A 23,371-nucleotide genomic window follows, 5' to 3' on the forward strand; every position below is an offset into this window, starting at 1 on the left:
CGGCTACCGGTGAAAGCCGTGAACGCCCTTTGCGCAGCCAAGGCCGCAAATCCTGCGACCCGGTTGACCACGGCACGCGCTGCCGCGGGGCGCTGGATAGGGCGCGGCCTGCCCTGTCCAGATGTCCGATTGGCCGGTCAGCGGTGTCCCGGTACAACCATTGACCCACGGCCGAAGCCGAAAGCTGGCAAGCCGCAGCACGGCGGAGGGGGGACAGGTCCACGCAACCCCGCCAAACCGCCACAAGACGGCGCGCCTGCGACGATCGTGCGGGTATGACTGATCTGTCATCTGTTGACCTCAAATGCGCAAACGACCATATGATCGATCAATTCGTTTCATGCTCGACAGGTGTGCCGATGAACTCTGAACCCCCTGCCGAATCCTCTCTGGCGCAACGGCGGACCAGGAATTCGGCGGTCGGGTACGTGCTTGACTGCATCAAGAAGGCCATCGTCCGCCGGGAACTCAAGCCCGGCGACATGCTGCCGTCTGAGACGGAACTCAGCGCGCAGCTCGGTGTCGGAAAGACCTCGATCCGCGAGGCGCTCAAGATGCTGCAGGCCGTGGGCGCCGTCGATATCCGGCACGGCCTTGGAACGGTGATCCGGAACGAACCCGGACCCGACATGCTGACGCCGCTGGTCTTTCAGTTGCTTCTGAAGGATGGCACGTCCGCCGAGCTTCTGGAGTTCCGCAAGCTGCTTGAGCCGAATTACACGGTTCTGGCCCAGGAAAAGGCGACCGAGGCCGACATCGCTGCGCTTGGGCGCTTGGTCGAGCGGCTTGAAAAGCGGATCGCCGAAGGCACGCAGACGGTGGAGGACGATCTCGGGTTCCATCGCGCGATCCTCCAGGCGACCCGTAATCCCTACATGATCACGATGGGCAGCACGATCCTGGAACTGTTCCGAAGCTCCATCGAGAAATCGATCCGCGAAATTCCGAACGTCGCCGCATCCGATCACAGGGCGATCTATGTCGCGTTCAAGTCGCGCGACCCGGCCCTGCTGCGCGCAGCCATCGAGAAAAGCTACGAGGGCTGGTCGCGCAGCCTGAACGCCCAGGACCGCGAGCAGACCTAGGTTCAGCGCCGAATACAGGCCTTGAAGTGACCCGGCGCCACTTGTTCGAGCGGTGGAACCACCTTGGCGCATTCGTCCGTGGCAATCGGGCAGCGGGTCCGGAACACGCAGCCGGACGGGGGGTTCATCGGGCTGGGAATGTCACCCTGAAGCGGGGCCCTGTTGCGCCGGGCGCGCGGGTCCGGGACCGGCACGGACGCGAGCAGAGCCTCGGTATACGGATGGCGCGGACTGGAATACAGGGCATCGACAGGTGCGATTTCCATGATCCGGCCGAGATACATAACGATCACGCGGTCGCTGATGTGCTTCACCACCGCCAGATCATGGGCGATGAACAGCATCGTCAGCGACAGGCGCGACCGCAGATCGTCAAGCAGGTTGACGATCTGGGCCTGCACGGAAACATCGAGTGCGGACACCGGTTCGTCGCCGACGATGAAGCGCGGCTCGACCGCAAGCGCACGCGCGATCCCGATGCGCTGGCGCTGCCCGCCGGAAAACTCGTGCGGGTAACGACGCATGTGTTCGGGCCGCAAACCGACCGCAAGCAGCAGTTCGCCGATCCGGTCAGCGCGGGCACTACCGGGCGCAAGGCCGTGCGTGCCAAGCGCTTCGCCGATGATTCGACCGACATTCATGCGCGGGTTCAGGCTGCCATAGGGATCCTGAAATATGATCTGCATCTGCTTGCGATAGGGACGCATCGCGGCGGTCTCGAGCGGCACGAGATCGACCCCGTCAAAGAAGATCTCGCCCGATGTCGGCTGCTTCAACCGAAGGATGGTGCGCCCGACCGTCGTCTTTCCAGATCCGGATTCGCCGACGAGGCCAACGACCTCGCCGGTGCCGATCGTGAAACTCACGTCGTCCACCGCCTTGACGCCGATCGCACGACCGGGCGGAACGCCGCGCTGCAGCGGGAAGTACCGCCGCAGGTTCCGGATATCGAGCAGCGGTTTGCCCATGGTCGGCGCACGTGTTTCGGCGGTCGCGGGATCGACATGGATCATCAGCCTGCCTCCTTGCGGACGATGTCACCCCAGCGATGGCATCGGACCATATGGCCACCGCCCGTGTCTTCGAGGACGGGCATCTGGCGCCGGCAGGCGTCCATGGCGTAGCCGCAGCGCGGCTCGAAGGCGCAGCCGAGCGGGCGCATCAGGGCGTTGGGGACATTGCCGGGAATGGTGCGCAGCTTGCCCGAAGCCGGGCCAGCCGTGTCGACACGCGGGACGGAATCCAGAAGCCCCATCGTGTAGGGCATGAGCGGCTTCACGAACAGGTCGTCCACCGTCGCCTCTTCGACCGTGCGTCCGGCATACATCACGACCACACGATCCGCCATTTCCGCGATCACGCCAAGATCATGGGTTATGAACAGGATCGACATTCCGATGTCGCGCTGCAACTGGCGCATCAGGTCGAGGATCTGCGCCTGTATCGTCACGTCGAGCGCGGTCGTCGGCTCGTCGGCGATCAGCAGCCGGGGCTTGCAGGCGAGCGCCATGGCGATCATCACCCTTTGGCGCATGCCCCCAGACATCTCGTGGGGGTAATTCCGGGCCCGGCGGGCCGGCTCGGGGATGCCGACCAGTTCGAGCATCTCTACGGCGCGCCGGTCGGCTGCCTTTCGGTCAAGCCGCTGGTGCAGCCGCACCACTTCGGCGATCTGCCGCCCGACCGTGTGCACCGGGTTCAGGCTCGACATCGGTTCCTGGTAGATCATCGCGATGGCGTTTCCGCGGATCCGGCGCATCTCAGGGTCGGACATGCCAAGCAGGTCCATCCCGCCGAACCGGATGGCCCCGCCGGGCGCCATCGCGCCTGATGTCCCCAGCAGGCGCATGATCGCAAGGCTGGTCACGGACTTGCCGGAGCCGGATTCCCCGACAACCCCCAGCGTCTCGCCCTCGTCTATGTGGAAGCTGACCCCGTCTACGGCCCGCACGACGCCTTCGTCCGTCCGGAAATGAACCTTCAGGTCATCGACATCGAGAAGAACATTCCCCGCAATCATGATCGCGCCCCGGTGCCGCTGGCAGACGCGCCGTCGGACATGCGGATCGACCAGAAATCCTCGTTGTGGCCCCCCGGATAGGGCCGGAAATGCGCCACGCGGTCGCTGACCGCGACATGGCGCGGCATTTGCCAGAACGGCACGCTGATCGCCTCGTCATGGGTGATCGCCTGCAGCGCATGACCAAGGTCGCGTTGGCGATCCGGATCGGTGGTCTGTTGCAGCTTGCGGTACAGCCGCACGAACCGGTCGGCCGCCGGGCCGGTCCAGTTGGTGGAATTGGCCTCCCTTTCAGGGTGGATCGGCCAGAGATCTGTTTCGGCGGTCATCTCCACCCCGGCATGGCCATGCCCGTGCAGGCCGCCAAGGGTTCCCGCGACCTGCCCGGGCAAATACTCCGTCGCCCAATCGCGTTCGCGCACGGCCTCCACCGCTATGCCGACCGCTTCGAGATAGGGCACGACCGCGGTGGCCAGCGCGCCGCAGGCGGGTGCCGCGCTCCAGTCTATCGTCAGCGCGAAGCCGTCGGCATGGCCCGCATCGCGCAGCAACGCCCGGCTGCGGTCCGGATCATGGTTGTATGGCCGGAGCGACGGGTTCGCGTTCGGAGGATTGACGAGGCTGGCAATCCGAACCCCCTGCCCGCCCGTCAGCGTCTGCCGCAAGGCTTCGACATCGATCGCGTGATTGATCGCCTGCCGCACCCGCCGGTCCGATAGTGCCGGATGCGCCGCCTGGTTGATCATGAACGAAAGCCGCGTCGTGCTGGGCGACGTCACCACGCGCAGGTTCGGGGCCTCTTCGAACACGCGGACCATTTCCGACGGGATCGGCGCGATATCCACCGTGCCCTGCAAGAGTTCCGCAACCAGAGTCGACGGTTCGGGAATGACCCGCAGGATGAGCCGGTCGAAGTTCGGCGCCGGATAGCCGCGCGGGTCCTTGAACGCGTCGTTGACCTCGAGGATCAACCGGTTGTCCGGCTCGTGCGACACGAAGCGGAACGGACCGGCGCCCACCGGATCAAAAGCCGTTTCCGAAATTCTCTCCCATGGCGGCGCGTCGGCATAGTGGCCCGGTTCGACCACGTAGCCATCGGCGCGCAGCAAGCGGGCGGGAAAGATGGCAATCGGCTCGGTCGTGTGCACATCAACCGTAAGGTCATCCACGATCTCGACCGACTCGATGGGTGCGCTTTTCATGTAGCGGCCCGAGGGAAAATCGGCTTGCCGGATCCGATCGAACGAGAACTTGACCGCTTCCGCGTTCAGCGGGGCGCCGTTGTGAAAGCTCATCCCCTCCCGAAGCTTTATACGCCAGATGTTCGGGTCGACAGGATCGATCGCCTCGGCCAGAAAGGGCTTGTATCCCACTTCGCCGGTCTTGCCGTCGAAGTTGAAAGTCAACGCTCCGAAGATCGCGAGCGTCGAGGTATGATCGGAGAATCCCTGAACCTGTGTCGGTTCAAGCGTCGCAACATCGTTCGGCGTCGCGTAGACAACATCGACAGTGGATTGCGCATGTGCGCCGCCCATGGTCGCCACGAAGGCAGCCACTGCAGCAAGCGGACGAATGACCATAGTTCTCCCCCCCTTTGGCCCAATTTCGCCGCCGCGACTCTCTGGTTGCGTTTGGCGAAAAGCATGAGTGCAAGCTTCACTCATCAGTTGACTGATATCACCTGTCTCGACGTTGCGTCAAGATGTATCAAGTTCGCATCGCGGATGGATCGTCGTGGCAGCTGGTCGCCAGCCCGCGCAGGTCACGCCCTTCTTGACCGCCGATGAATATCGGACGCGCCGACCCTGAATTGGGCCGCGCCCGGCAAGCCTCATGGAAACCGGAGCAGGATCAAGAATGAACGCCCCTATCGGCGCGGCTCGATCGACCAATACACCACGGCGTCAATTTATCCTGCCAGTACCGGACATTCCGGACTTTCATGGCATCCGATGTCGCACTCCGGCTGTCGACGGGCGGTCTGCGGGATACCCGACGGCTGAAAGAGAGGAAGCCGCCCACATCGCACTGCGGATAAGCGGGCACGCCGCCGCGCTTGTCCAACTTGGCACGGCGGCGACAAGGCGAAATCGCCAGGCGCGGAGCCGCCCGTTTCGCCATGCGAGGCGAGCGCCGACACGCGCCTGCGCCCGGCATAATTGCCCCAGCCCCGAGGCTGCACCCCCTGCCGCATCCCGCCAACCTGTCCGCGCATTCCGGGCCGGAACCATGGACACCGGCCCTGGATGACGGTACGATACTGGAGCACCAAGGGAGAACGCCATGGGGGTTCACAAGCAGTCCGTCAGCTTCACGGAAGCCGCTTTTGCATACGCGAAGGAACTGGTCGACCGCGGCGACTACCCGAATGTCAGCGCCGCCGTCTCCGGCGAACTGGCCCGTGCCCGTGTCGCCCGCGAGCGGGAACAGACGCTGCTCGAGACCGAGGTGCGGCGACGCCTGCAAGTCCCCGTCGATCAGTGGGAGCCCGTGACCGATGTCGACGCGTTCACGGCGGACGCGCGGGCATTTCTGGCCGCAAGACATGCCGGCAAACCATCCCGGACATGATCCGGATCGAGCGGCACCCGCTCGTCCGGCGTGACCTGCGGGAGCTGGCGCGTCACGTGGCGGATGTATCCGGCGATCCGGGTGCCGCGGAACGTCGGCTCGACCAGGTCGACGCACTTGTCGCGGACATCCTGGCGAACCCGACCCTTGGCACGGGCCTGAGCGCGAACCTGCCGGGCTGGCGGGTGCGTCATGGCGGTGTGGACCGTAGGATCACGATCGTCTTCCGGCTCACGGGGGCCGGGGACTGCCTCCAAATCGCGCTGGTCGCTTTCGGCGGCCAGAACTGGGTCGACATGGCACCGGATCGATCCGACACCTTCGCGAAGGGCTGACCGAACGGCGGTCTGTGCGCGGCGGGGATGTGCATGAAGCCCACTCCGCGACCGTCTTGCGGGTGCCGCGTCACGCGCGGCCAGGGCATCCCGCGCCACGGGATGCGAAAGCCGCTGCCGCGCGCCACCTCCGCATAGCATGCATCGCCGCCCGACCGTGTCAGCAGCGGCCGACCCCGTCCGACTTGCCGGCGCTGACCACGGTACCGCCGCCATCGGTCACGATGCGGGTGAAACAGCTGTCCACGCCGTCTTCGCGCGCGGCGGCGCGCCAGATGTATTCCGTCTGCCCGTCGGCGAGCACATTCGCTTCGTCCGGCGGGCCGAGATCCGCGAAGACGGCGGTCAGCGGCGCGCCGGCATACTGCGCGTCGAGCGCATCCTGCGACGCACAGGCGAGTAGAAGAAAGAACGGTGCAATCAGGACTGCAATTCTCATGGTTGGGCCCCGGGATTTTCAGGGCGGCCACGACGTGCGGCGGCCCGGGGCTTTACCCTGCCCGACCGGGACCGAGCCGACAAGCGCCATGCGCGAAGCCCGGCCGTAGAAAAAACTTCTCAAATGTGCGCTTCGATACAGAGCAAACGGCCCGGTTCCGGCGATCACCGTGCTTGACGGAACGGAAAAAAAGACGCTGGATACCCTTGGAGTATGGATTGCAGGAATTGCGTCATGTCCCTGCGAAATGCATCAAGGTTTCGCAACTGCTGCGCCAGGGAGACCTAAGTTGCCGCTGAACCTTGTTGACCACGGCGCCCCAGCGCCGAGCGGCGAAGACCTGGAATACGAGAAGGTCTTCACCGATCTTCTTCTGGCCGCCCGGCCGGAAGAGGAACGGCAGGTCGGCAACGCGGTACAGGCGGGCGCAGAGCCAGATGCCAAGAAGATCGCCGACCATGCAGAGGCCGTGCTGGCGCAAAGCCACGACCTGCGCGCCGCGGTGCTTTTCGGGTACGCCGCCGCACGGCTGCGCGGCCTGCCCGGTCTGGCCGAGGCGACCGGGTACATCCGCGGCTGCCTCGAACAGTTCTGGGACACCTGCCACCCGCAGCTCGATGCGGATGACGACAACGACCCGACGATGCGCATAAATGCGGTCCTGGGACTTGTGGAACCGGCGACGGTGCTGCGGGCCGTCCGCGGCGCACCGCTGACCGAAAGCCCCGCCTTCGGGCGGATGTCGCTGACCGACATCGCCATCGCAGAAGGCGAGATGTCCGCGCCCGAGGGTATGGACAACCCGCCCGACGCCGCGCGCGTAAGCGCGGCGTTCCGGGATACGCCCGAAGACGCGTTGCGGGCCACGCTGGATGCCGCGCGCGCCGCCCTCGCGGATGTCGAGGCCATCGACGCCGTCTTCAACGAACGCACGCCGGGCCAAGGGCCGGAACTCGCGCCGCTCGTCAAGCTGCTGCGCCGCGCGACGACACGGCTGTCCGAAGTGATCGGCGACCCCGAACCCGCGCCGGAGGAGGACACAGTGGACGACACCGAAGACGCCCCGGCGGCGGCAAGACCGGCGCGTGCGGGCGGGGTGGGCGAGATCGCCTCGTCGCGCGACGTGGAGCAGGCGATCGACCGGATCATCAAGTACTACCGCGAGCATGAACCCTCCAGCCCGGTGCCGATGATCCTTGCACGGGCCAAGCGGCTGGTCGGGGCGGATTTCATGACCATCGTGGCAGACATGGCTCCGGGCGGGCAGGATACCGTGCGGATGATCAGTGGAACCGAAGACGGATAACGCGCCGGGCACGGGCAGGTCTACGCCCCGCCGGACAAGCAAACACAGACGGGAGAACGGACATGTCCAGCTCACAGAAATTCATCGCGCGCAACCGCGCGCCGCGCGTGCAGATCGAATACGACGTCGAGCTTTACGGTGCCGAGAAGAAGGTGCAGCTGCCCTTCGTCATGGGCGTGATGTCGGATCTGGCCGGCAAGTCCGAGGTGCCCCAGCCCGGCATCGCGGACCGCAAGTTCCTTGAAATCGACGTGGACAATTTCGACGACCGCATGAAGGCGATGAAGCCGCGCGTGGCCTTCACCGTGCCCAACACCCTGACCGGCGAGGGCAACATGTCCGTGGACATCACCTTCGAGAGCATGGACGATTTTTCCCCCGCCGCGATCGCACGCAAGGTCGAGCCGCTCAAGGCGCTTCTGGACGCGCGCAACGAGCTGTCGAACCTGATGACCTACATGGACGGCAAGCCGGGCGCCGAGGATCTTCTGACCGAGGCGCTGGCCAATCCCGAGCTTCTAAAATCGCTGGCGGCCGCCCCGGCGCCGTCCGAAGACAACGACACGCAGGAGGCGTGAGCATGGCTGAAGAAGCAACACAATCCGCCGAAGCCGGTGGCGCAACCGAGGTCCAGGAATCCGACTTCGCCAGCCTGCTGCAAAAGGAATTCCGCCCCCGCACGGACGAGGCGAAAAGCGCCGTCGAGGGCGCGGTCAAGACCCTGGCCGCGCAGGCACTGGAAAACACCGGGCTGATCTCGGACGATGTGCTCAACTCCATCTCGGCCATCATCGCCGAGATCGACCGCAAGCTGAGCGACCAGATCAACAAGATCCTGCACCACGACGATTTCCAGCAGATCGAAGGGGCATGGCGCGGCCTGCATCACCTGGTGAACAACACCGAAACCGACGAGATGCTCAAGATCCGGGTCATGAACATCTCGAAGAAGGACCTGCACAAGACCCTCAAGAAGTTCAAGGGCACGGCCTGGGACCAGTCGCCGATCTTCAAGAAGCTCTACGAAGAGGAATACGGCCAGTTCGGGGGCGAACCCTATGGCTGCCTTGTCGGGGATTATCATTTCAACCACAGCCCACCCGACGTGGAGTTGCTGGGCGAGATGGCCAAGATCGCGGCCGCGGCGCATGCGCCTTTCATCACCGGCGCCGACCCGTCGCTGATGAATTTCGACAGCTGGCAGGAACTGTCCAACCCGCGCGACTTGACCAAGATCACCCAGACGCCGGAATACGCCGCGTGGCGCAGCCTGCGCGACAGCGAGGACAGCAAGTATATCGGCCTTGCCATGCCGCGTTTCCTCGGCCGCCAGCCCTATGGCGCCAAGGGCGATCCGGTGGACGAATTCGCCTTCGAGGAAGACACCGGCAACGCGGAATCCGAGAACTTCACATGGGTGAACGCGGCCTATGGCATGGCCACGAACATCAACCGGTCGTTCAAGGAATACGGCTGGTGTTCGCGCATTCGCGGCGTGGAATCGGGCGGCACGGTGGCGAACCTGCCCACCCACACCTTCCCGACCGACGATGGCGGGCTGGACATGAAATGCCCGACCGAGATCGGCATTTCCGACCGGCGCGAGGCAGAACTGGCCAAGGCCGGGCTGATGCCGCTGGTGCACCGCAAGAACACCGACATGGCGGCCTTCATCGGCGCGCAGTCGCTGCACAAGCCGGCCGAATACGACGATCCGGACGCGACGGCCAACGCCAACCTCGCGGCGCGGCTGCCGTATCTTTTCGCGACGACGCGGTTCGCCCACTACCTGAAATGCATGGTTCGCGACAAGGTCGGCAGCTACAAGAGCCGCGACGACATGCAGCGCTGGCTGAAGAAGTGGATCGACCAGTATGTCGATTATTCCGCCGCGCATTCCTCGGAAGCCGAAAAGGCCCGCAAGCCCCTGGCCGCCGCCGACGTGGTGATCGAGGAAGACCCCGAGAACCCGGGCTACTACAAGTCCCGGTTCTTCCTGAAACCGCACTACCAGCTCGAAGGGCTGTCGGTGTCGCTGAGGCTCGTTTCGAAGCTTCCGTCGGAAAAATCCTGACCGCCTGTCGGGCGGTCCGCGACCGCCGCCCGGCATATCACCCCACCGTTCACGCAATGACTGACTGACAAAGGAGATACCGACATGGCACTCGACATGTTTCTCATCATCGAAGGCGAAATCGCGGGCGAGACCCAGGATGACAAGTACAGCGGCGAAGGCGGCATCGATCTGCTGGCCTGGTCCTGGGGCATGAGCCAGGCCGGTTCGTTCCACGTGGGTGGCGGCGGCGGCGCAGGCAAGGCAAACTTCCAGGACATTTCCTGCACCAAGTGGATCGACAAGTCGTCGCCGGTGCTGATGCTGTACTGCGCGAATGGCGACCACTTCCCGTCTGCCAAGATCGTCGTGCGCAAGGCGGGCAAGAAGCCGCTGGAATACCTGACCATCACCATGAAGAAGGTCCTCATCACCTCGGTCTCGACCGGCGGATCGGGGGGCGAGGACAAGCTTACCGAGAACATCTCGCTCAACTTCGCCGAGGTGCATGTCGACTACATCGAACAGACCGCGACGGGCGAAGAGGGCGAGAAGCCGAGCTTCAAGTGGGACATCGCGAAGAACGTTCCTTCCTGATCTGCTGATGCGACGGCCTGCCGCGCTGCGTGCGGCGGGCCTTTTTCTTCCCATGTTGACGGAGTGCGCCCGTGCCCGATGATCCGGTGGAACTGCTGAAGGCCAGCGATGTCGACGGCGCGCTGAAGGCGCTGCAGGACAAGGTCCGCGCGGACCCGTCGAACGCGGCGCTGCGCATCTTCCTGTTCCAGCTTCTGTGCGTGATGGGCGACTGGAAGCGTGCGGTCACGCAACTGAAACTGTCAGCCGAGCTTGATGCGCTGGCCGTGCCCATGGCGCAAACCTACCGCGAGGCGATCATCTGCGAAGTGTTCCGCGAGAAGGTCTTCGCGGGCGAGAAGGCGCCGCTGATCTTCGGCGAGCCGCAGCAATGGGTCGCCGACCTGATCGAGGCGCTCAAGGCGCTCGCGGCGGGCAACCCACAGGCGGCGGCAGAGATGCGCGCGAAGGCGTTCGACGCGGCCCCGGCCACCCCCGGCACGGCGGACGGGCAGCGGTTCGACTGGATCGCCGACGCGGACATGCGCCTTGGCCCGGTGCTGGAGATCATCGTGAACGGGCGCTATTTCTGGATGCCGTTCAATGCCATCGAGGTGCTGAAGATCGACCCGCCCGCCGACCTGCGCGACGCGGTCTGGACGGCGGCGACACTGAAGCTGGCCAATGGCGGCGAATGCGTGGGCCTGATCCCGACGCGCTATCCCGGCAGTGCCGCGGACCCGGACGGCGCGGTGCGCCTGTCGCGCGCGACGCACTGGGCCGACGCGGGGGCAGACACTTTCATCGGCACCGGTCAGCGGCTTCTGACCACGGATGCGGGCGACGTGGCGCTGATGGACCTGCGCAGCGTCGAGATGGACCCGGCACCTGCCGTGGAAGCGACGGCCGGGGATGGCTGACCGGACGATCACCGAACGGCTGCAGCCCGCGCTGCTGGATCGCCTGACCGACCTTGCCCCGCACAGCGCGACGGAAGCGCGCGACAGCCGGGTGATCGACCTGAACCGCCTGCGCGACATCATCCGGCGCGACCTGTCATGGCTGCTGAACACCAACAACCTCGACACCGTGATCGACGCAGAGATGTTTCCTCACGCGGCGAATTCCGTGCTGAACTATGGCGTGCGCGAGGTCGCGGGCGATTTCTCCACTGAGGAGCGGGCGAAGCGCATCCACGAGTCGATCCGCGCCGCCATCGAACGGTTCGAGCCGCGAATCCGTGAAGGCACCGTCGAGATCGTGGAACGCAAGTCCGAGGAAGGGCGGCGCGGCACCGTCGTGTTCGACATCGCCGCCGAGATGTGGGCGCAACCCTACCCGATCGAGCTTTACCTACGCTCGGAAGTGGACGTGACGACGGGCGAGCTGCGCCTCGAAGAAGGGTCCTGACGGGCGATGGATACGCGACTTCTGCGCCACTACGAGACCGAACTGGCCTTCCTGCGCGAGATGGGCGCGGAATTCGCAGAGTCGTTTCCAAAGATCGCCGGGCGGCTGGGCATGGACGGGGTGGAGGTGTTGGACCCCTACGTCGAACGGCTGCTGGAGGGCGTGGCCTTCCTGTCGGCACGGGTCCAGCTGGAACTGGAACTGCAATACCCCGCGCTGACCAGCCAGCTTCTGGAGATCGTCTACCCCCATTTCCTCGGGCCGACGCCGTCCATGATGGTCGCGCAGCTTGTGCCGGACATGGACAACGCGGCGCTGGAGGCGGGCTATACCGTGCCGCGCGGCACGCAGTTGCGCACGCGGCTGGTGGAAGGCACGCAGACCGCCTGCATCTTCCGCACCGCGCAGGACACGCAGCTCTGGCCCATCGAGATCGCCGAGGCGGAGTATATCGACGGGCGCGGCGAACTGGTGGCCGCGGGTGTCGTCGGTATGGCCGAGGCACGGGCCGCCATCCGCCTGCGCTTGCGCCGCGCGCACGGCCAGCCGATCGGCGAGCTGCCGTTGGACCGGCTGACGCTGTTCCTGGGCGGCGAAAGCGCGCGTGGCTGGCAACTGGCCGAACTGCTGTGCGCCGGATCGAGCGGCGTGGTCGCGCGCTCCACGGACCGGCGGGCCGACTGGGTCCTGCCGCTGGCCCCCCCCATCGCCCCGCGCGGCTTCGAACCCGAGGAGGCGCTGCTGCCCACGCCGCGCCGGTCCTTCGACGGCTACCGCCTGTTGCAGGAATACTTCGCCATGCCCGAGCGGTTCCATTTCGCCGAGATCGGCGGGCTGGCGCCTGCGCTGGCGCGTGCCGAAGGCCCGGAGATGGACCTGTATATCCTTTTGCGTGACGGCGCGCCCGGCATCGCCGCGGGCATCGCGCCGGGGGCGTTCCGGTTGCATTGCGTGCCCGCCGTCAACCTGTTCGAAAAGCGCTGCGACCGCGTGCACCTGCGCGTGGCCGATCACGAACACCATGTCGTCGTGGACCGCACCGCGCCGTTGGATTACGAGGTACACAGCGTCAGCAGCGTGACGGGCATCAGCGGCGATGGATCGCCCGACCAGCCCTTCCGCCCGTTCTATTCCGCCGATGAATTCACCGCCGCAAGCGGCGGGGCGAGCGCCTATTACACCCAGCGGCGGCGGATGCGCCAGCGCACCCAGAAGGAGCGTCTGAAGAACGCACGCACCAATTACCTCGGGTCGGAACTGTTCCTGTCGCTGGTCGATCCGGCGCAGGCACCCTATTCCGCAGCACTCTCGCAGCTTGCGGTGACCGCGACGGTGACCAACCGCGACCTGCCGTTGCTGCTGCCCGGAGGCGGTCGCAACCTGTTCTACCTGCCCGATGGCGGCCCGATCGCAGAGGTGCGCACGCCGGTTGCCCCGACCCGTCCGCGGCCCAGCCCGGCGCAGGGCGACACGGCCTGGAAGCTGATCAGCCACCTGAGCCTGAACTACCTGTCCATCGCGGATACCGAGCACGGCACCGGTGCCGAGGCCCTGCGCGAATTGATCGGGCTCTATGCCCCCGAAGGCGACCGCGTGGTGCAGCGCCATCTGGAAGGGATCACGGGCGTGACCAGCCGCCCCATCGTGCGCTGGATGAAGGACGACGCGTTGTCGACCGCCGTGCGGGGTCTCGAAATCACCCTGCTCTGCGACGAGGATTTCTTCGAAGGCAGCGGCGCCTATGTGCTCGCCGCCGTGCTGGAGCGATACCTGCGCCGGCATGTCACGATCAACAGTTTCACCGAAACGGTCCTGAAGACCCAGCAACGGGGGGAGATCGCCCGATGGCGGCCGCAAGCGGGCCTCGGGCGGATGATCTGAGCCATTACGACCGGCTCTGTCAGACGCCCGAGCGCTATCACGTCTATCTTGCCCTGCGGGTGCTGGAAGCGCATTTCAAGGACCGGCCCCGCCTTGGCGAGTCGCGCCTGCCGCGCGAAGACGCCGTACGTCTTGGGCAGGAGGCGACGCTGGCCTTCCAGCGCGGCACCATCTCGGCGTTCCGCCCGCCCGACGGCACGCGCCCCGGGCGGCTGACCAACCTGTTCTTCGGGCTGTTCGGCCCGCACGGCCCGCTGCCGCAGCATCTGACCGAATACGCGCGCGAACGGCACCGCAGTTCGAACGACCGGACTTTCGTGGCCTTCGCGGACATGCTCACGCATCGGCATATGGCGCTGCTCTACCGGGCCTGGGCCTCCGGCCAGCCCACGGCGAGCTTCGACCGCGGCAGCGGCGGGGGCATGGAACGGCGCATCGCCGCGCTGACCGGCCACCGCGGCGTCGCGCTGCAGAACCGCGACGCGATGCCGGACATGGCCAAGCGCCATTTCGCGGGCCGCCTGTCCCAAGGCGTGAAGACCGCCGGGGGGCTGGCCGCGATGCTGTCGGCCTTCTTCTCGGTTCCGGTGAAGGTGGAGGAGTTCGTCAGCTCGTGGCTTGAACTGGAACCCGGCGACCGCTGGCAGCTTGGCGCGCGCGCCGGGCTGGGCCAGGACACCGTGCTGGGCAGCCGCGTGCCGTCGCGCAGCGCCAAGTTCCGCATCCGCATCGGCCCGCTGTCGGGCGACGCCTATCGCCGCCTTCTGCCCGGCGAGCCGTCGCTGGCACGGGTGGCGGCGGTGGTGCGCAACGCAGTGGGCGACGCGCTTGACTGGGATCTCAACCTCGTGCTGCGCGCCGCGGACGTGCCCGCTGCACAGCTCGGCGCAGATACCCGGCTGGGGCAGACAAGCTGGCTGGGCACGCGCCCGGGCGGTGGCGATGCGGACGATCTGTTCCTGACGCAGCAGGACCATTTCGACGCGGATCGAACCGAGGACAAGACCGGGCCCTGTGCGGGACGGATGCAAGGGAGCATGGACCAATGACGGAAATCAGCCGCGTCGCGCTGTTCGGAAAACTCAACCGCACCGGGTACCAGGCCGTCGAAGGGGCGACGGTGTTCTGCAAGATGCGCGGCAACCCCTATGTGGAAATCGTGCACTGGCTGGCACAGATCCTCCAGGGTCAGGGCAATGATGTCACGCTGATCATGCGCCACTACGACCTCGATCCCGGCAAGGTGTCGGCCGACATGACCCGCGCGCTGGACGCCCTGCCGCGCGGTGCGAGCACGATCAGCGACCTGTCCTCGCATCTGGAAGACGCGATGGAACGGGCTTGGGTGTTCGGGTCGCTGATGTACTCGGCCAATGCCGTGCGCACGGGGCATCTTGTTCTGGGCATGCTCAAGACACCGGGACTGAAGAACATCTTCACCGGCATCTCGTCCGAGTTCGGGCGCATCAAGACCGACGATCTGGCCGAGAATTTCCACACCATCACCGATGGATCGGTGGAAGACGGCCTCGGCCCGCAGGACGGGTCCCGCACCGGGGGCGGTGCCGCCGCGCCGGGCGAAACATCGAACGCCATGGCCGGCCAGCAGGGCAAGCAGGAGGCGCTGAAACAGTTCTGCACCGACCTGACCCAGCAGGCCCGCGACGGCAAGATCGACCCGATCGTCGGGCGAGACGAGGAAATCCGCCAGATCGTAGACGTGCTGATGCGGCGGCGCCAGAACAACCCGATCCTGACCGGTGAGGCCGGGGTGGGCAAGACCGCCGTGGTCGAGGGCTTCGCGCTGCGCATCGCGCGCGGTGACGTGCCCCCGGCCCTGCAGGAGGCGCGGCTGCTCGCGCTCGACGTGGGCTTGTTGCAGGCCGGCGCGTCGATGAAGGGCGAATTCGAGAACCGCCTGCGCAGCGTCATCGACGAGGTGCAGGCCAGCACCGTGCCCATCGTGATGTTCATCGACGAGACGCACACGCTGGTCGGCGCGGGTGGGGCCGCGGGCACGGGTGACGCCGCGAACCTGCTGAAACCGGCACTGGCGCGCGGCACGCTGCGCACCATCGGGGCCACGACCTTCGCCGAATACAAGAAATACATCGAAAAGGACCCGGCCCTGACCCGGCGATTCCAGGTCATCCAGGTGGACGAACCGGACGTGCCGCGCGCGATCCGGATGATGCGCGGCATCGCGTCGATGCTGGAACACCACCACAAGGTGCAGGTTCTGGACGAAGGGATCGAGGCAGCGGTGAAGCTGAGCGCGCGCTACATCCCCGCACGGCAATTGCCGGACAAGTCGGTCAGCGTGCTCGACACGGCCTGCGCGCGGGTGGCGATCAGCCAGCATGCCGTGCCCGCCGAGGTGGATGACAGCCGCAAGCGGATCGATGCGCTGACGACCGAGCTGGAGATCATCGCGCGGGATGAATCCGCGGGCTACGACGTGGAGGCACGGCGGGCCGCGATCTCGGACCTGAAGGGGCAGGAGGAAGAGCGGCTCGCCAAGCTGACCGAACGCTGGGAGGCGGAGAAGGCCGTCGTGGAGTCGATCCTCGACTTGCGCGCGCAATTGCGTGCGGCAGGGGCTGCGGTGGACAACGCCGATCCGGAGGCCGCCGCGGTGGAGGCTCCGGAAGGAACCGAACCTGTGGATACCGCCTCACTTCTGGCGGAACTGCGCGCGAAGAACGTCGAACTGGCCGAGATGCAGGGCGAAAGCCCGCTGATCCTGCCCATCGTCGATGCGCAGGCCGTGGCCAGCGTCATCGGCGACTGGACGGGCATCCCCGTGGGCCGGATGCTGCGGGACGAAATTGCGACCGTGCTGGATCTGGAAACCCATCTCGCCAAGCGCGTGATCGGGCAGGACCACGCCATGAAGATGATCGCCAAGCGCATCCAGACCAACCGCGCGGGGCTCGACAACCCCGACAAGCCGGTGGGCGTGTTCATGCTGGCGGGCACCTCTGGCGTCGGCAAGACCGAGACCGCGCTGGCGCTCGCCGAGGTGCTGTATGGCGGGGAGCACAACGTCATAACCATCAACATGTCCGAGTACCAGGAGGCGCACACGGTGAGCAGCCTGAAGGGCGCACCGCCCGGATACGTGGGTTACGGCGAGGGCGGCGTTCTGACGGAAGCGGTGCGGCGCAAGCCCTATTCCGTGGTGCTGCTGGACGAGGTCGAAAAGGCCCATCCCGACGTGCACGAGCTGTTCTTCCAGGTGTTCGACAAGGGCGTGATGGAGGATGGCGAAGGCCGCCGGATCGATTTCCGCAACACGCTGATCCTGCTGACCTCGAACGCGGGGTCCGACCTGATCATGGACATGTGCGCCGACCCGGACCTGATGCCCGAACCGGATGGCATCGCCAAGGCGCTGCGCGATCCGCTGCTGAAGATCTTCCCCGCTGCACTGCTGGGCCGGCTGGTGACGATCCCCTACTACCCGCTGTCGCCCGACATGATCGGCGAGATCACCAAGCTGCAGCTCAACCGCATCAAGAAGCGCGTGAGCGCGGCCCATGGCGTGCCGTTCAGCTATTCGGACGCGGTGGTCGACACCATCGTGTCACGGTGCCAGGAGCTGGAATCCGGCGGCCGGATGATCGACGCCATCGTGACCAACACGATGCTGCCCGACATCTCCGCCGAGTTCCTGAAACGGATGATGGAAGGCGAAACGGTGGAGCGGGTCGCCATCGACGTGACCGACGGGGAGTTCACCTATGCGTTCGACTGACGGCGCGCGGGTGCGGCAGGCAGGGCGATCATCCGTTGGGGCCGCCGCACGGGTGCGTTAAGGTGACGCCGGGGGACCGGACAGAGGGGGCAGGAACATGGCCGACAGCAAGGTGGACCCGATGAAATACCCCATCCGGATGGAGGGCGACTACCCGGACGAAGGGCTGTTCCTGGTCGGCGCGGTGGTGGAGGAAGGGCTCAGTCGCCTGACCCACATCACCGCGGAATTCGTCTGCGCCAATCGCGGGCTCGACCTGAAATCGGTGCTCGGCACGAAGATGCGCGTCGTCATGGACCCGCCTGTCGGCCCCAAGCGTGTCTTCCCCGGCACCTGCGTGTCGGTGGAATACCTCGGCTCCGACACCGGCCCCGCGCATTTCTGCGCCGAGATCCGGCCGTGGCTGTGGTTCCTGACCCGGTCCAAGGAATGCCGCATCTTCCAGGAGATGAGCGTACCGGACATCGTGCAGCAGATCCTCGGCGATTACGGCTTTTCCAGCGATCTGGACCAGCGCCTGTCGCAGACCCACGACGCGCGCGGCTATGTCGTGCAGTACCGCGAGACGGATTACGATTTCATCTGCCGCCTGATGGAGGAGGAGGGGATCTATTTCTACTTCGTCACCGATGGCGACCGCGAGAAGATGGTGCTGGCCGACGATGTCGGCGCCCACGACCCGGTGGAGGGCGAGACAGCCATCGAATACATCGCGCGCGAGTCCGGGCAGACCCGCCAGCAGCCGCACATCTTCGACTGGCGTAGCGGGGAGCGGGCCACAAGCGGGAAGGTCACGCTGGACGATTACGATTTCGAACGCCCCAAGGCGGACCTGACATCCGTCAGCGCGATCCCCAAGGGCGGGCACGCGCACAAGGACCGGGAGGTCTACGACTACCCCGGGCACCACCGCGACACGGGCGTCGGCGAGCGTAACGCCCGCGTGCGGATGGAGGCAGAGGCCGTGCGCCATCAGACCGCCCACGGCATGGCCAATGTCACCAATCTGGGCGTCGGGCGAACCTTCACCCTGAAGAACCACCCGCGCAAGCCCGACAACATCAGCCGCATGATCACCGGCGCGGTGCACAAGCTGCAACTCGTGGGCACCGATCTGCCACCGCCCAGCCTGCGCGGCACGCTGCACGGCCAGCTTGCAGAACTGGCGGAGGGCGACGATCCCTACCAGGTCGCGTTCGAAACGATCCCCGCGAGCGCCCAGTACCGCGCTCCGCTGCGCACCCCCTGGCCGGAAATCGCTGGCGTGCATACTGCCATCGTCGTCGGACCCAGCGGCGAGGAAATCCACACCGACAAATACGGGCGCATCAAGGTCAGGTTCCACTGGGACAGGCTGGGCAAGAACGACGACACGGCGTCGTGCTGGGTGCGCACCATGATGCCCTGGACCGGCAAGGCCTGGGGCATGATCGCCGTTCCACGCATCGGCCAGGAGGTGGTGATCCATTTCGAGGAGGGCGATCCCGACCGCCCCATGGCGATCGGGATGCTGTACAATGCCGACACGATGCCCCCTTACGCCCTGCCCGCCAACCAGACGCAATCGGGGATCAAGACCAACACCTCCAAGGACGGCGGCGGCTTCAACGAACTGATGTTCGAGGACAAGAAGGACAAGGAACTCGTCCGCTTCCAGTCCGAGCGGGACTACGAACAGATCGTCAAGAACAACGCCACGATCAGCGTCGGGCTGGACCACAAGGACAAGGGCGACATGGAACTGACCGTGCATCGCCACCTGACGGAAACCGTCAAGACCGGCGATCACACGTTCAAGGTGGCCGCAGGCAGCCAGAAGATCGACGTGAAGAAGGACAAGACCGAAACGGTGGAAGGCAAGAGCGACCTGACCGTGACCGGCAACGTGACCGAAACGGTCAAGCAGGGCAATGTGGCCCGCAACGTGAACACGGGCAACGTGACCGAGACGATCAAGATGGGGAACGTGGCCCGCACGCTCAACATGGGCAACGTCACCGAGACGCTGAAGCTGGGCAACTACACGCTGGAGGCGAAAGTCGGCAAGATCGAGGAATCCGCGCTGCAGGGCATCACGCTGAAATGTGGCGGTTCGTCGATCAAGATCGATCCGATGGGGGTGACGATCAAGGGCCCGATGGTCAAGATCCAGGCGGACGCGATGTTGCAGGTGAAGGGGACGATGACCCAGGTGCAGGCGCAGATGCTGATCCTGAAGGGCAGCCTCACGATGATCAACTAGGGGCGTGAACATGTCGGACCGGTTCGAAGGCTTGAAGAAACTTCCACGCGCGCCCGCGTTGCGCCAGCTTGCGCTCGCCAACCTGAAGCTCGACACGGTGCTGGCCGCGCCTGCCTCGGCGCCGGTGGATGCTGTTCTGGCGGAACTTGATGCGTCGGGCGCCTATCTGGACATGCTGCGCGTCCTGGCCGCGGCGCTGCCGGTGCGCGAAGGCATCTGGTGGGCCTGCCTTGCGGGCGAGGATATCGCGCCCGACCCGAAGTCGCCGCCGCCACCTCTCGCCGCAGCGCAGGCCTGGGTTCTGAAACCGGGCGATGCCACCCGCGACAAGGCCCGGCAGGCAGCGGAACTGGCCGAGCCGGACGACGACACCGTGCTGTGCGCAACCGCCGTCGCCATGCATGACGGCAAGCTGGGCAGCGGCGATCTGGCCGCATATGACGCGCCGCCGGGCACCGCGGCGATGGCGATCCTGGGCATGAACCTCTTGTCGCTGGGCAGCGTCGAGGCCGAAGCGTTCGAAGACCGCAAGACCCGCCTGATCGACCGGGCGCTGGACATCGCGCGCGGCGGCAACGGGCGGCTGGGCACCGCACCCGCCGCCGTGGGGGAGGCTGCGCCATGATGCCCTGCGCCCGCATTCTCGACCCGCATGTCTGCCCGATGGTCACGGGGGTCGTGCCCCATGTGGGCGGACCGGTCGGGCCGCCCGGCGTGCCCACGACGCTGGTCTGCATGATGCCCGCCGCCCCGCTGGGCAACATGGCGATCTGCGTCGGCCCGCCCGACACGATCATCAAGGGGTCGGCCACAGTCCTGACCGGCAAGCGTCCGCAGGCCCGGCTGACCGACAACTGCGCCCATGGCGGGCTGATCGTCATGGGCGCTCCGACGGTTCTGGTGGGTGGTTAATGGCGGTGACGGTGCATTTCCAGTCCACGGGCATGGTGCCGGGCGACGGGCGTCCGGTGCGCATGGTCGGCGGATCCATGACAATCGGGCGCAGCCCCGACAACGATCTCGTGCTGCCTGACCCGGAGAAATCCATCTCCAAACGCCATTGCGCGATCGAGGTCAGCCACGGCGCAGTCACCGCCATCGACATGTCCACCAACGGCACGTTCCTGAACTATGCCAAGGTGCCGGTGGGCGAGGTGCCCGCGCCGCTGAACGATGGCGACGTGCTGACCATCGGCCCCTATGAACTGCTCGTCGAGATCACGGAGGACGCCGCGGCCGGTGCCGGGCGCGGACCGGCGGCGGCGCAGGCAGCGGCCTATCCGGGGACCGAGGACATTCTCGGCGGATCGGACGATGGCGGCGATTTTCTCGACGATCTGCTGGGCGAGGGCGCGGCCCCGAAAGGACCATCCAGCGTGCAGCGCCCCGATGACGCCGATGCGGATGGCCTTCTGCCGCCGTTGGGTGAGGACGCGGATGACCTGCTGGGCCCCGCGCCCGCGGCGGATCAGTATTCCGGGGCCAGCCAGGGGGATCATTCCTCGGCGGCACAGGATCATTTCAGCCCTTCGGGCGTGACGCAGGACATAATCCCCGAGGATTGGGACCCAGACGACCTGCTGGGCGACGAGCCGCTGACCCCGCCCGGCACTGCCCCGGCAGCCGAGCCGGATGCAGCGCCCATTCCCGACGACCCCTTCGCGGAGGTACCATCGGAAACCGTGCCACCGCGCAAGGTTCCGCCCGTCGATCCGGCACCGCCGCCGGCCACGGACCCGGCACCCAGCCATGATGCCGCGGCGAGGGCTTTTCTGAAGACCGCAGGGGCGGAACGGCTGAACGTGCCCGACGCGGATCTGGTGCCGACCCTGTCACGCATGGGCCACGTGATGCGTATTCTCGTGAAGGGACTGCGCGAGGTCCTGATGACCCGCACCTCGATCAAGTCGGAATTCCGCATCCAGCAGACGGTGATCGGCGTGGGCGGGAACAACCCGTTGAAATTCTCGGTCAGTCCCGAACAGGCGATCGAGGCGATGGTGCGGCCGCCGGAGACCGGGTATCTCGACCCGGTGGACGCGGCCGAGCAGGCCCTGCAGGACATCAAGGCGCACGAGATCGCGATGATGACCGGCATGGAAGCCGCGCTCAAGGACGTGCTGCGCCAATTGTCGCCCGCGGAGCTGGAAAAGAAGATGCAGACCGGCGGCGGGATCGGCGGGCTTCTGAAGGGACGCAAGGCGCGCTACTGGGAAGTTTATGAACAGATGTATGCCGAGATCGCGGACCGCGCCGAGAACGATTTCCACGAGATGTTCAGCCGCGAATTTGCCCGCGCCTATCAGGCGCAACTGGAAAGGCTGAAATGACAATGCCGAGCGAGGACGCCTGATGTCGTGGGAAAGCAAGGTTCTGTGGACCGAGGGCATGTTTCTCCAGCCCCACCATTTCCAGCAGTCCGACCGGTATCACGAGGCGCTGGTTAGCGGGCTGGCGGCCCGGATCGCGCCCTATGCCTGGGGCCTTTCGGCGATCGAGATCGACACCGAGCTTTTGAAGGTCGGGCAGTTCAGCCTTCGCACGGTTTCCGGTCTCACGCCCGACGGGGCGGTGTTCCGCGTTCCGGGTTTCGACGACCATCCCCCCGCGCTGGACGTGCCGTCGGGCGTGAAGGATTGCGTCGTCTACCTGACCGTGCCGCAGCGGCGCCAGGGCGCGCTGGATGTGGACATGACCGGGTCGGAACTGTCCGCAGCACGGCTGCGCCCGGCCGAGATGGATATCGCCGACAGCACCGGACGCGGGCGCAAGGAAACGCGGCTCGCGGTCGGCAAGATGCGGCTGCAATTCGCGCTGGAGGTGGACGACCTTGCCGACAAGCTGTCGATCCCCATTGCCCGTATCATCGAGGTCCGCGCCGACCAGGAGGTCGTGCTGGACAGCGCTTTCGTGCCCTCGTGCCTCGACATTCGGGCGGCACCGCCGCTCAAGGGGTTCGTCGATGAACTGACCGGGCTTCTGGCGCACCGCATGACCGCGCTGTCGGGGCGGCTGACCGCCGGCGCGGGGGCAAAGGGCAGCGCCGAGATCCAGGATCTTCTGCTCTTGATGACGATCAACCGGACGCTGCCGGTGCTGCGGCAGATGGCGGAGCAGGACAACCTGCATCCGCTGGTCCTGTTCCGCGACTGCGTGTCCCTCGCAGGGGAATTGTCGAGCCTGCTGTCCCACGAGAAGCGGCCCAACACCTATCCCGCCTACCAGCATCACGACCTGACGGCCACCTTCCATCCGGTCATCCGCGATCTGCGGACATACCTGTCGGCGGTTCTGGAACAGACCGCGGTGTCGATCCCGATCGAGGAACGCAAGTTCGGCATCTGGGCCGGGCGGCTGGCCGACCGCAAGCTGATCGGCAACGCGAGTTTCGTGCTGGCGGTGTCGGCGGACATCCCGGCCGAACGGGTGCGGCGGCATTTCGCGGGCCAGGCCAAGATCGGCCCGGTGGAGGAAATCCGCCAACTGGTCAACTCCGCCCTGCCGGGGATCGGGGTGTCGGCGCTGCCGGTCGCCCCGCGACAGATCCCCTACAATTCCGGATCGGTGTATTTCGAACTGGACGGGTCGAGCCCCTACTGGGGCAAGATGACGACCTCGGGCGGGATCGCGGTGCATGTATCGGGCGAGTATCCGGGGCTGAGCCTGGAATTGTGGGCGATCCGGCGAAACTGAACG

General features: G+C 66.0%; 21 protein-coding genes. 17 read left to right on the forward strand and 4 right to left on the reverse strand.

Annotation, left to right across the window (positions count from 1 at the left end; translation table 11 throughout):
* The first annotated feature begins 428 nt into the window (after window positions 1-428).
* Window positions 429-1,085, forward strand: coding sequence for a FadR/GntR family transcriptional regulator (locus DDE13_RS05850; RefSeq protein ID WP_162630874.1), 657 nt, complete (start codon window positions 429-431; stop codon window positions 1,083-1,085).
* 2 nt (window positions 1,086-1,087) lie between these two features.
* On the opposite strand, the gene DDE13_RS05855 is transcribed toward DDE13_RS05850, so the two are convergent.
* From DDE13_RS05855 to DDE13_RS05865, 3 genes are read right to left on the reverse strand one after another with little or no spacing between them, the layout of a single operon-like run.
* Window positions 1,088-2,098, reverse strand: a complete 1,011-nt coding sequence (locus DDE13_RS05855; RefSeq protein ID WP_111402402.1) for an ABC transporter ATP-binding protein — start codon at window positions 2,096-2,098, stop codon at window positions 1,088-1,090.
* A complete protein-coding gene (locus tag DDE13_RS05860) occupies window positions 2,098-3,105 on the reverse strand; it encodes an ABC transporter ATP-binding protein (RefSeq protein ID WP_111402404.1) in 1,008 nt (335 codons plus the stop codon). Before DDE13_RS05860 ends, DDE13_RS05855 begins: the two co-directional genes overlap by 1 nt.
* Entirely contained in the window at window positions 3,102-4,685 is a 1,584-nt protein-coding gene (locus DDE13_RS05865; RefSeq protein WP_162630875.1) for an ABC transporter substrate-binding protein, read from the reverse strand. The genes DDE13_RS05860 and DDE13_RS05865 overlap by 4 nt, the downstream gene beginning before the upstream one ends.
* A 703-nt stretch (window positions 4,686-5,388) precedes the next feature.
* Between DDE13_RS05865 and DDE13_RS05870 the strand changes: the two genes are divergently transcribed.
* Window positions 5,389-5,676: a hypothetical protein gene (locus tag DDE13_RS05870; RefSeq protein ID WP_111402408.1), complete on the forward strand. Its 288-nt coding sequence runs from the start codon at window positions 5,389-5,391 to the stop codon at window positions 5,674-5,676.
* A complete protein-coding gene (locus tag DDE13_RS05875; RefSeq protein ID WP_235868604.1) occupies window positions 5,673-6,011 on the forward strand; it encodes a type II toxin-antitoxin system RelE/ParE family toxin in 339 nt (112 codons plus the stop codon). Before DDE13_RS05870 ends, DDE13_RS05875 begins: the two co-directional genes overlap by 4 nt.
* Before the next feature lie 160 nt (window positions 6,012-6,171).
* On the opposite strand, the gene DDE13_RS05880 is transcribed toward DDE13_RS05875, so the two are convergent.
* Window positions 6,172-6,450: a hypothetical protein gene (locus DDE13_RS05880; protein ID WP_111402410.1), complete on the reverse strand. Its 279-nt coding sequence runs from the start codon at window positions 6,448-6,450 to the stop codon at window positions 6,172-6,174.
* Between the two features lie 289 nt (window positions 6,451-6,739).
* Between DDE13_RS05880 and tssA the strand changes: the two genes are divergently transcribed.
* The 14 genes from tssA to tssK all read left to right on the forward strand — a co-directional run bounded on the left by tssA (window position 6,740) and on the right by tssK (window position 23,368).
* On the forward strand, window positions 6,740-7,756 hold the full coding sequence (tssA, locus tag DDE13_RS05885; RefSeq protein ID WP_235868605.1) for a type VI secretion system protein TssA: 1,017 nt from the start codon (window positions 6,740-6,742) through the stop codon (window positions 7,754-7,756).
* A 62-nt stretch (window positions 7,757-7,818) separates the two neighbouring features.
* Window positions 7,819-8,334, forward strand: a complete 516-nt coding sequence (gene tssB, locus DDE13_RS05890; protein ID WP_111402414.1) for a type VI secretion system contractile sheath small subunit — start codon at window positions 7,819-7,821, stop codon at window positions 8,332-8,334.
* 2 nt (window positions 8,335-8,336) lie between these two features.
* Complete coding sequence (tssC, locus tag DDE13_RS05895) at window positions 8,337-9,830, forward strand: type VI secretion system contractile sheath large subunit (protein WP_111402416.1); 1,494 nt, start codon at window positions 8,337-8,339, stop codon at window positions 9,828-9,830.
* A gap of 84 nt (window positions 9,831-9,914) precedes the next feature.
* Window positions 9,915-10,406, forward strand: a complete 492-nt coding sequence (locus tag DDE13_RS05900) for an Hcp family type VI secretion system effector (protein WP_111402418.1) — start codon at window positions 9,915-9,917, stop codon at window positions 10,404-10,406.
* Between the two features lie 71 nt (window positions 10,407-10,477).
* Complete coding sequence (locus tag DDE13_RS05905) at window positions 10,478-11,305, forward strand: type VI secretion system accessory protein TagJ (protein ID WP_111402420.1); 828 nt, start codon at window positions 10,478-10,480, stop codon at window positions 11,303-11,305.
* A complete protein-coding gene (gene tssE, locus DDE13_RS05910; protein WP_111402422.1) occupies window positions 11,298-11,795 on the forward strand; it encodes a type VI secretion system baseplate subunit TssE in 498 nt (165 codons plus the stop codon). The genes DDE13_RS05905 and tssE overlap by 8 nt, the downstream gene beginning before the upstream one ends.
* Window positions 11,796-11,801: 6 nt before the next feature.
* Window positions 11,802-13,676 carry a type VI secretion system baseplate subunit TssF gene (tssF, locus tag DDE13_RS05915; RefSeq protein WP_111402424.1) on the forward strand — a complete coding sequence of 625 codons (1,875 nt, stop codon included), beginning with the start codon at window positions 11,802-11,804 and terminating at the stop codon, window positions 13,674-13,676.
* Window positions 13,640-14,725 carry a type VI secretion system baseplate subunit TssG gene (gene tssG / locus DDE13_RS05920; protein ID WP_111402426.1) on the forward strand — a complete coding sequence of 362 codons (1,086 nt, stop codon included), beginning with the start codon at window positions 13,640-13,642 and terminating at the stop codon, window positions 14,723-14,725. Before tssF ends, tssG begins: the two co-directional genes overlap by 37 nt.
* Window positions 14,722-17,433 (forward strand): type VI secretion system ATPase TssH, encoded by a 2,712-nt coding sequence (gene tssH, locus DDE13_RS05925; protein ID WP_111402428.1) that lies wholly within the window; start codon window positions 14,722-14,724, stop codon window positions 17,431-17,433. The genes tssG and tssH overlap by 4 nt, the downstream gene beginning before the upstream one ends.
* A gap of 97 nt (window positions 17,434-17,530) precedes the next feature.
* Window positions 17,531-19,675 (forward strand): type VI secretion system Vgr family protein, encoded by a 2,145-nt coding sequence (locus DDE13_RS05930; RefSeq protein WP_111402430.1) that lies wholly within the window; start codon window positions 17,531-17,533, stop codon window positions 19,673-19,675.
* Window positions 19,676-19,685: 10 nt separating this feature from the next.
* On the forward strand, window positions 19,686-20,300 hold the full coding sequence (locus tag DDE13_RS05935; RefSeq protein WP_111402474.1) for a DUF6931 family protein: 615 nt from the start codon (window positions 19,686-19,688) through the stop codon (window positions 20,298-20,300).
* Window positions 20,297-20,587 (forward strand): PAAR domain-containing protein, encoded by a 291-nt coding sequence (locus tag DDE13_RS05940; RefSeq protein ID WP_111402432.1) that lies wholly within the window; start codon window positions 20,297-20,299, stop codon window positions 20,585-20,587. The genes DDE13_RS05935 and DDE13_RS05940 overlap by 4 nt, the downstream gene beginning before the upstream one ends.
* Window positions 20,587-22,005 (forward strand): type VI secretion system-associated FHA domain protein TagH, encoded by a 1,419-nt coding sequence (tagH, locus tag DDE13_RS05945; protein WP_111402434.1) that lies wholly within the window; start codon window positions 20,587-20,589, stop codon window positions 22,003-22,005. The genes DDE13_RS05940 and tagH overlap by 1 nt, the downstream gene beginning before the upstream one ends.
* A 22-nt stretch (window positions 22,006-22,027) precedes the next feature.
* Window positions 22,028-23,368 (forward strand): type VI secretion system baseplate subunit TssK, encoded by a 1,341-nt coding sequence (gene tssK, locus DDE13_RS05950; protein ID WP_111402436.1) that lies wholly within the window; start codon window positions 22,028-22,030, stop codon window positions 23,366-23,368.
* Window positions 23,369-23,371 lie beyond the last annotated feature (3 nt).

This window comes from Meridianimarinicoccus zhengii, from assembly GCF_003254465.1.
In the GTDB taxonomy this organism is placed as follows: Bacteria; Pseudomonadota; Alphaproteobacteria; order Rhodobacterales; family Rhodobacteraceae; genus Meridianimarinicoccus; species Meridianimarinicoccus zhengii.

Coding starts and splice junctions, on each gene's coding strand:
- DDE13_RS05855 (WP_111402402.1), bottom strand. CDS start 2,098: ATGATCCATGTCGATCCCGCGACCGCCGAAACACGTGCGCCGACCATG.
- DDE13_RS05860 (WP_111402404.1), bottom strand. CDS start 3,105: ATGATTGCGGGGAATGTTCTTCTCGATGTCGATGACCTGAAGGTTCAT.
- DDE13_RS05865 (WP_162630875.1), bottom strand. CDS start 4,685: ATGGTCATTCGTCCGCTTGCTGCAGTGGCTGCCTTCGTGGCGACCATG.
- DDE13_RS05870 (WP_111402408.1), top strand. CDS start 5,389: ATGGGGGTTCACAAGCAGTCCGTCAGCTTCACGGAAGCCGCTTTTGCA.
- DDE13_RS05875 (WP_235868604.1), top strand. CDS start 5,673: ATGATCCGGATCGAGCGGCACCCGCTCGTCCGGCGTGACCTGCGGGAG.
- DDE13_RS05880 (WP_111402410.1), bottom strand. CDS start 6,450: ATGAGAATTGCAGTCCTGATTGCACCGTTCTTTCTTCTACTCGCCTGT.
- tssB (WP_111402414.1), top strand. CDS start 7,819: ATGTCCAGCTCACAGAAATTCATCGCGCGCAACCGCGCGCCGCGCGTG.
- tssC (WP_111402416.1), top strand. CDS start 8,337: ATGGCTGAAGAAGCAACACAATCCGCCGAAGCCGGTGGCGCAACCGAG.
- DDE13_RS05900 (WP_111402418.1), top strand. CDS start 9,915: ATGGCACTCGACATGTTTCTCATCATCGAAGGCGAAATCGCGGGCGAG.
- tssE (WP_111402422.1), top strand. CDS start 11,298: ATGGCTGACCGGACGATCACCGAACGGCTGCAGCCCGCGCTGCTGGAT.
- tssF (WP_111402424.1), top strand. CDS start 11,802: ATGGATACGCGACTTCTGCGCCACTACGAGACCGAACTGGCCTTCCTG.
- tssG (WP_111402426.1), top strand. CDS start 13,640: ATGGCGGCCGCAAGCGGGCCTCGGGCGGATGATCTGAGCCATTACGAC.
- tssH (WP_111402428.1), top strand. CDS start 14,722: ATGACGGAAATCAGCCGCGTCGCGCTGTTCGGAAAACTCAACCGCACC.
- DDE13_RS05930 (WP_111402430.1), top strand. CDS start 17,531: ATGGCCGACAGCAAGGTGGACCCGATGAAATACCCCATCCGGATGGAG.
- DDE13_RS05935 (WP_111402474.1), top strand. CDS start 19,686: ATGTCGGACCGGTTCGAAGGCTTGAAGAAACTTCCACGCGCGCCCGCG.
- DDE13_RS05940 (WP_111402432.1), top strand. CDS start 20,297: ATGATGCCCTGCGCCCGCATTCTCGACCCGCATGTCTGCCCGATGGTC.
- tagH (WP_111402434.1), top strand. CDS start 20,587: ATGGCGGTGACGGTGCATTTCCAGTCCACGGGCATGGTGCCGGGCGAC.
- tssK (WP_111402436.1), top strand. CDS start 22,028: ATGTCGTGGGAAAGCAAGGTTCTGTGGACCGAGGGCATGTTTCTCCAG.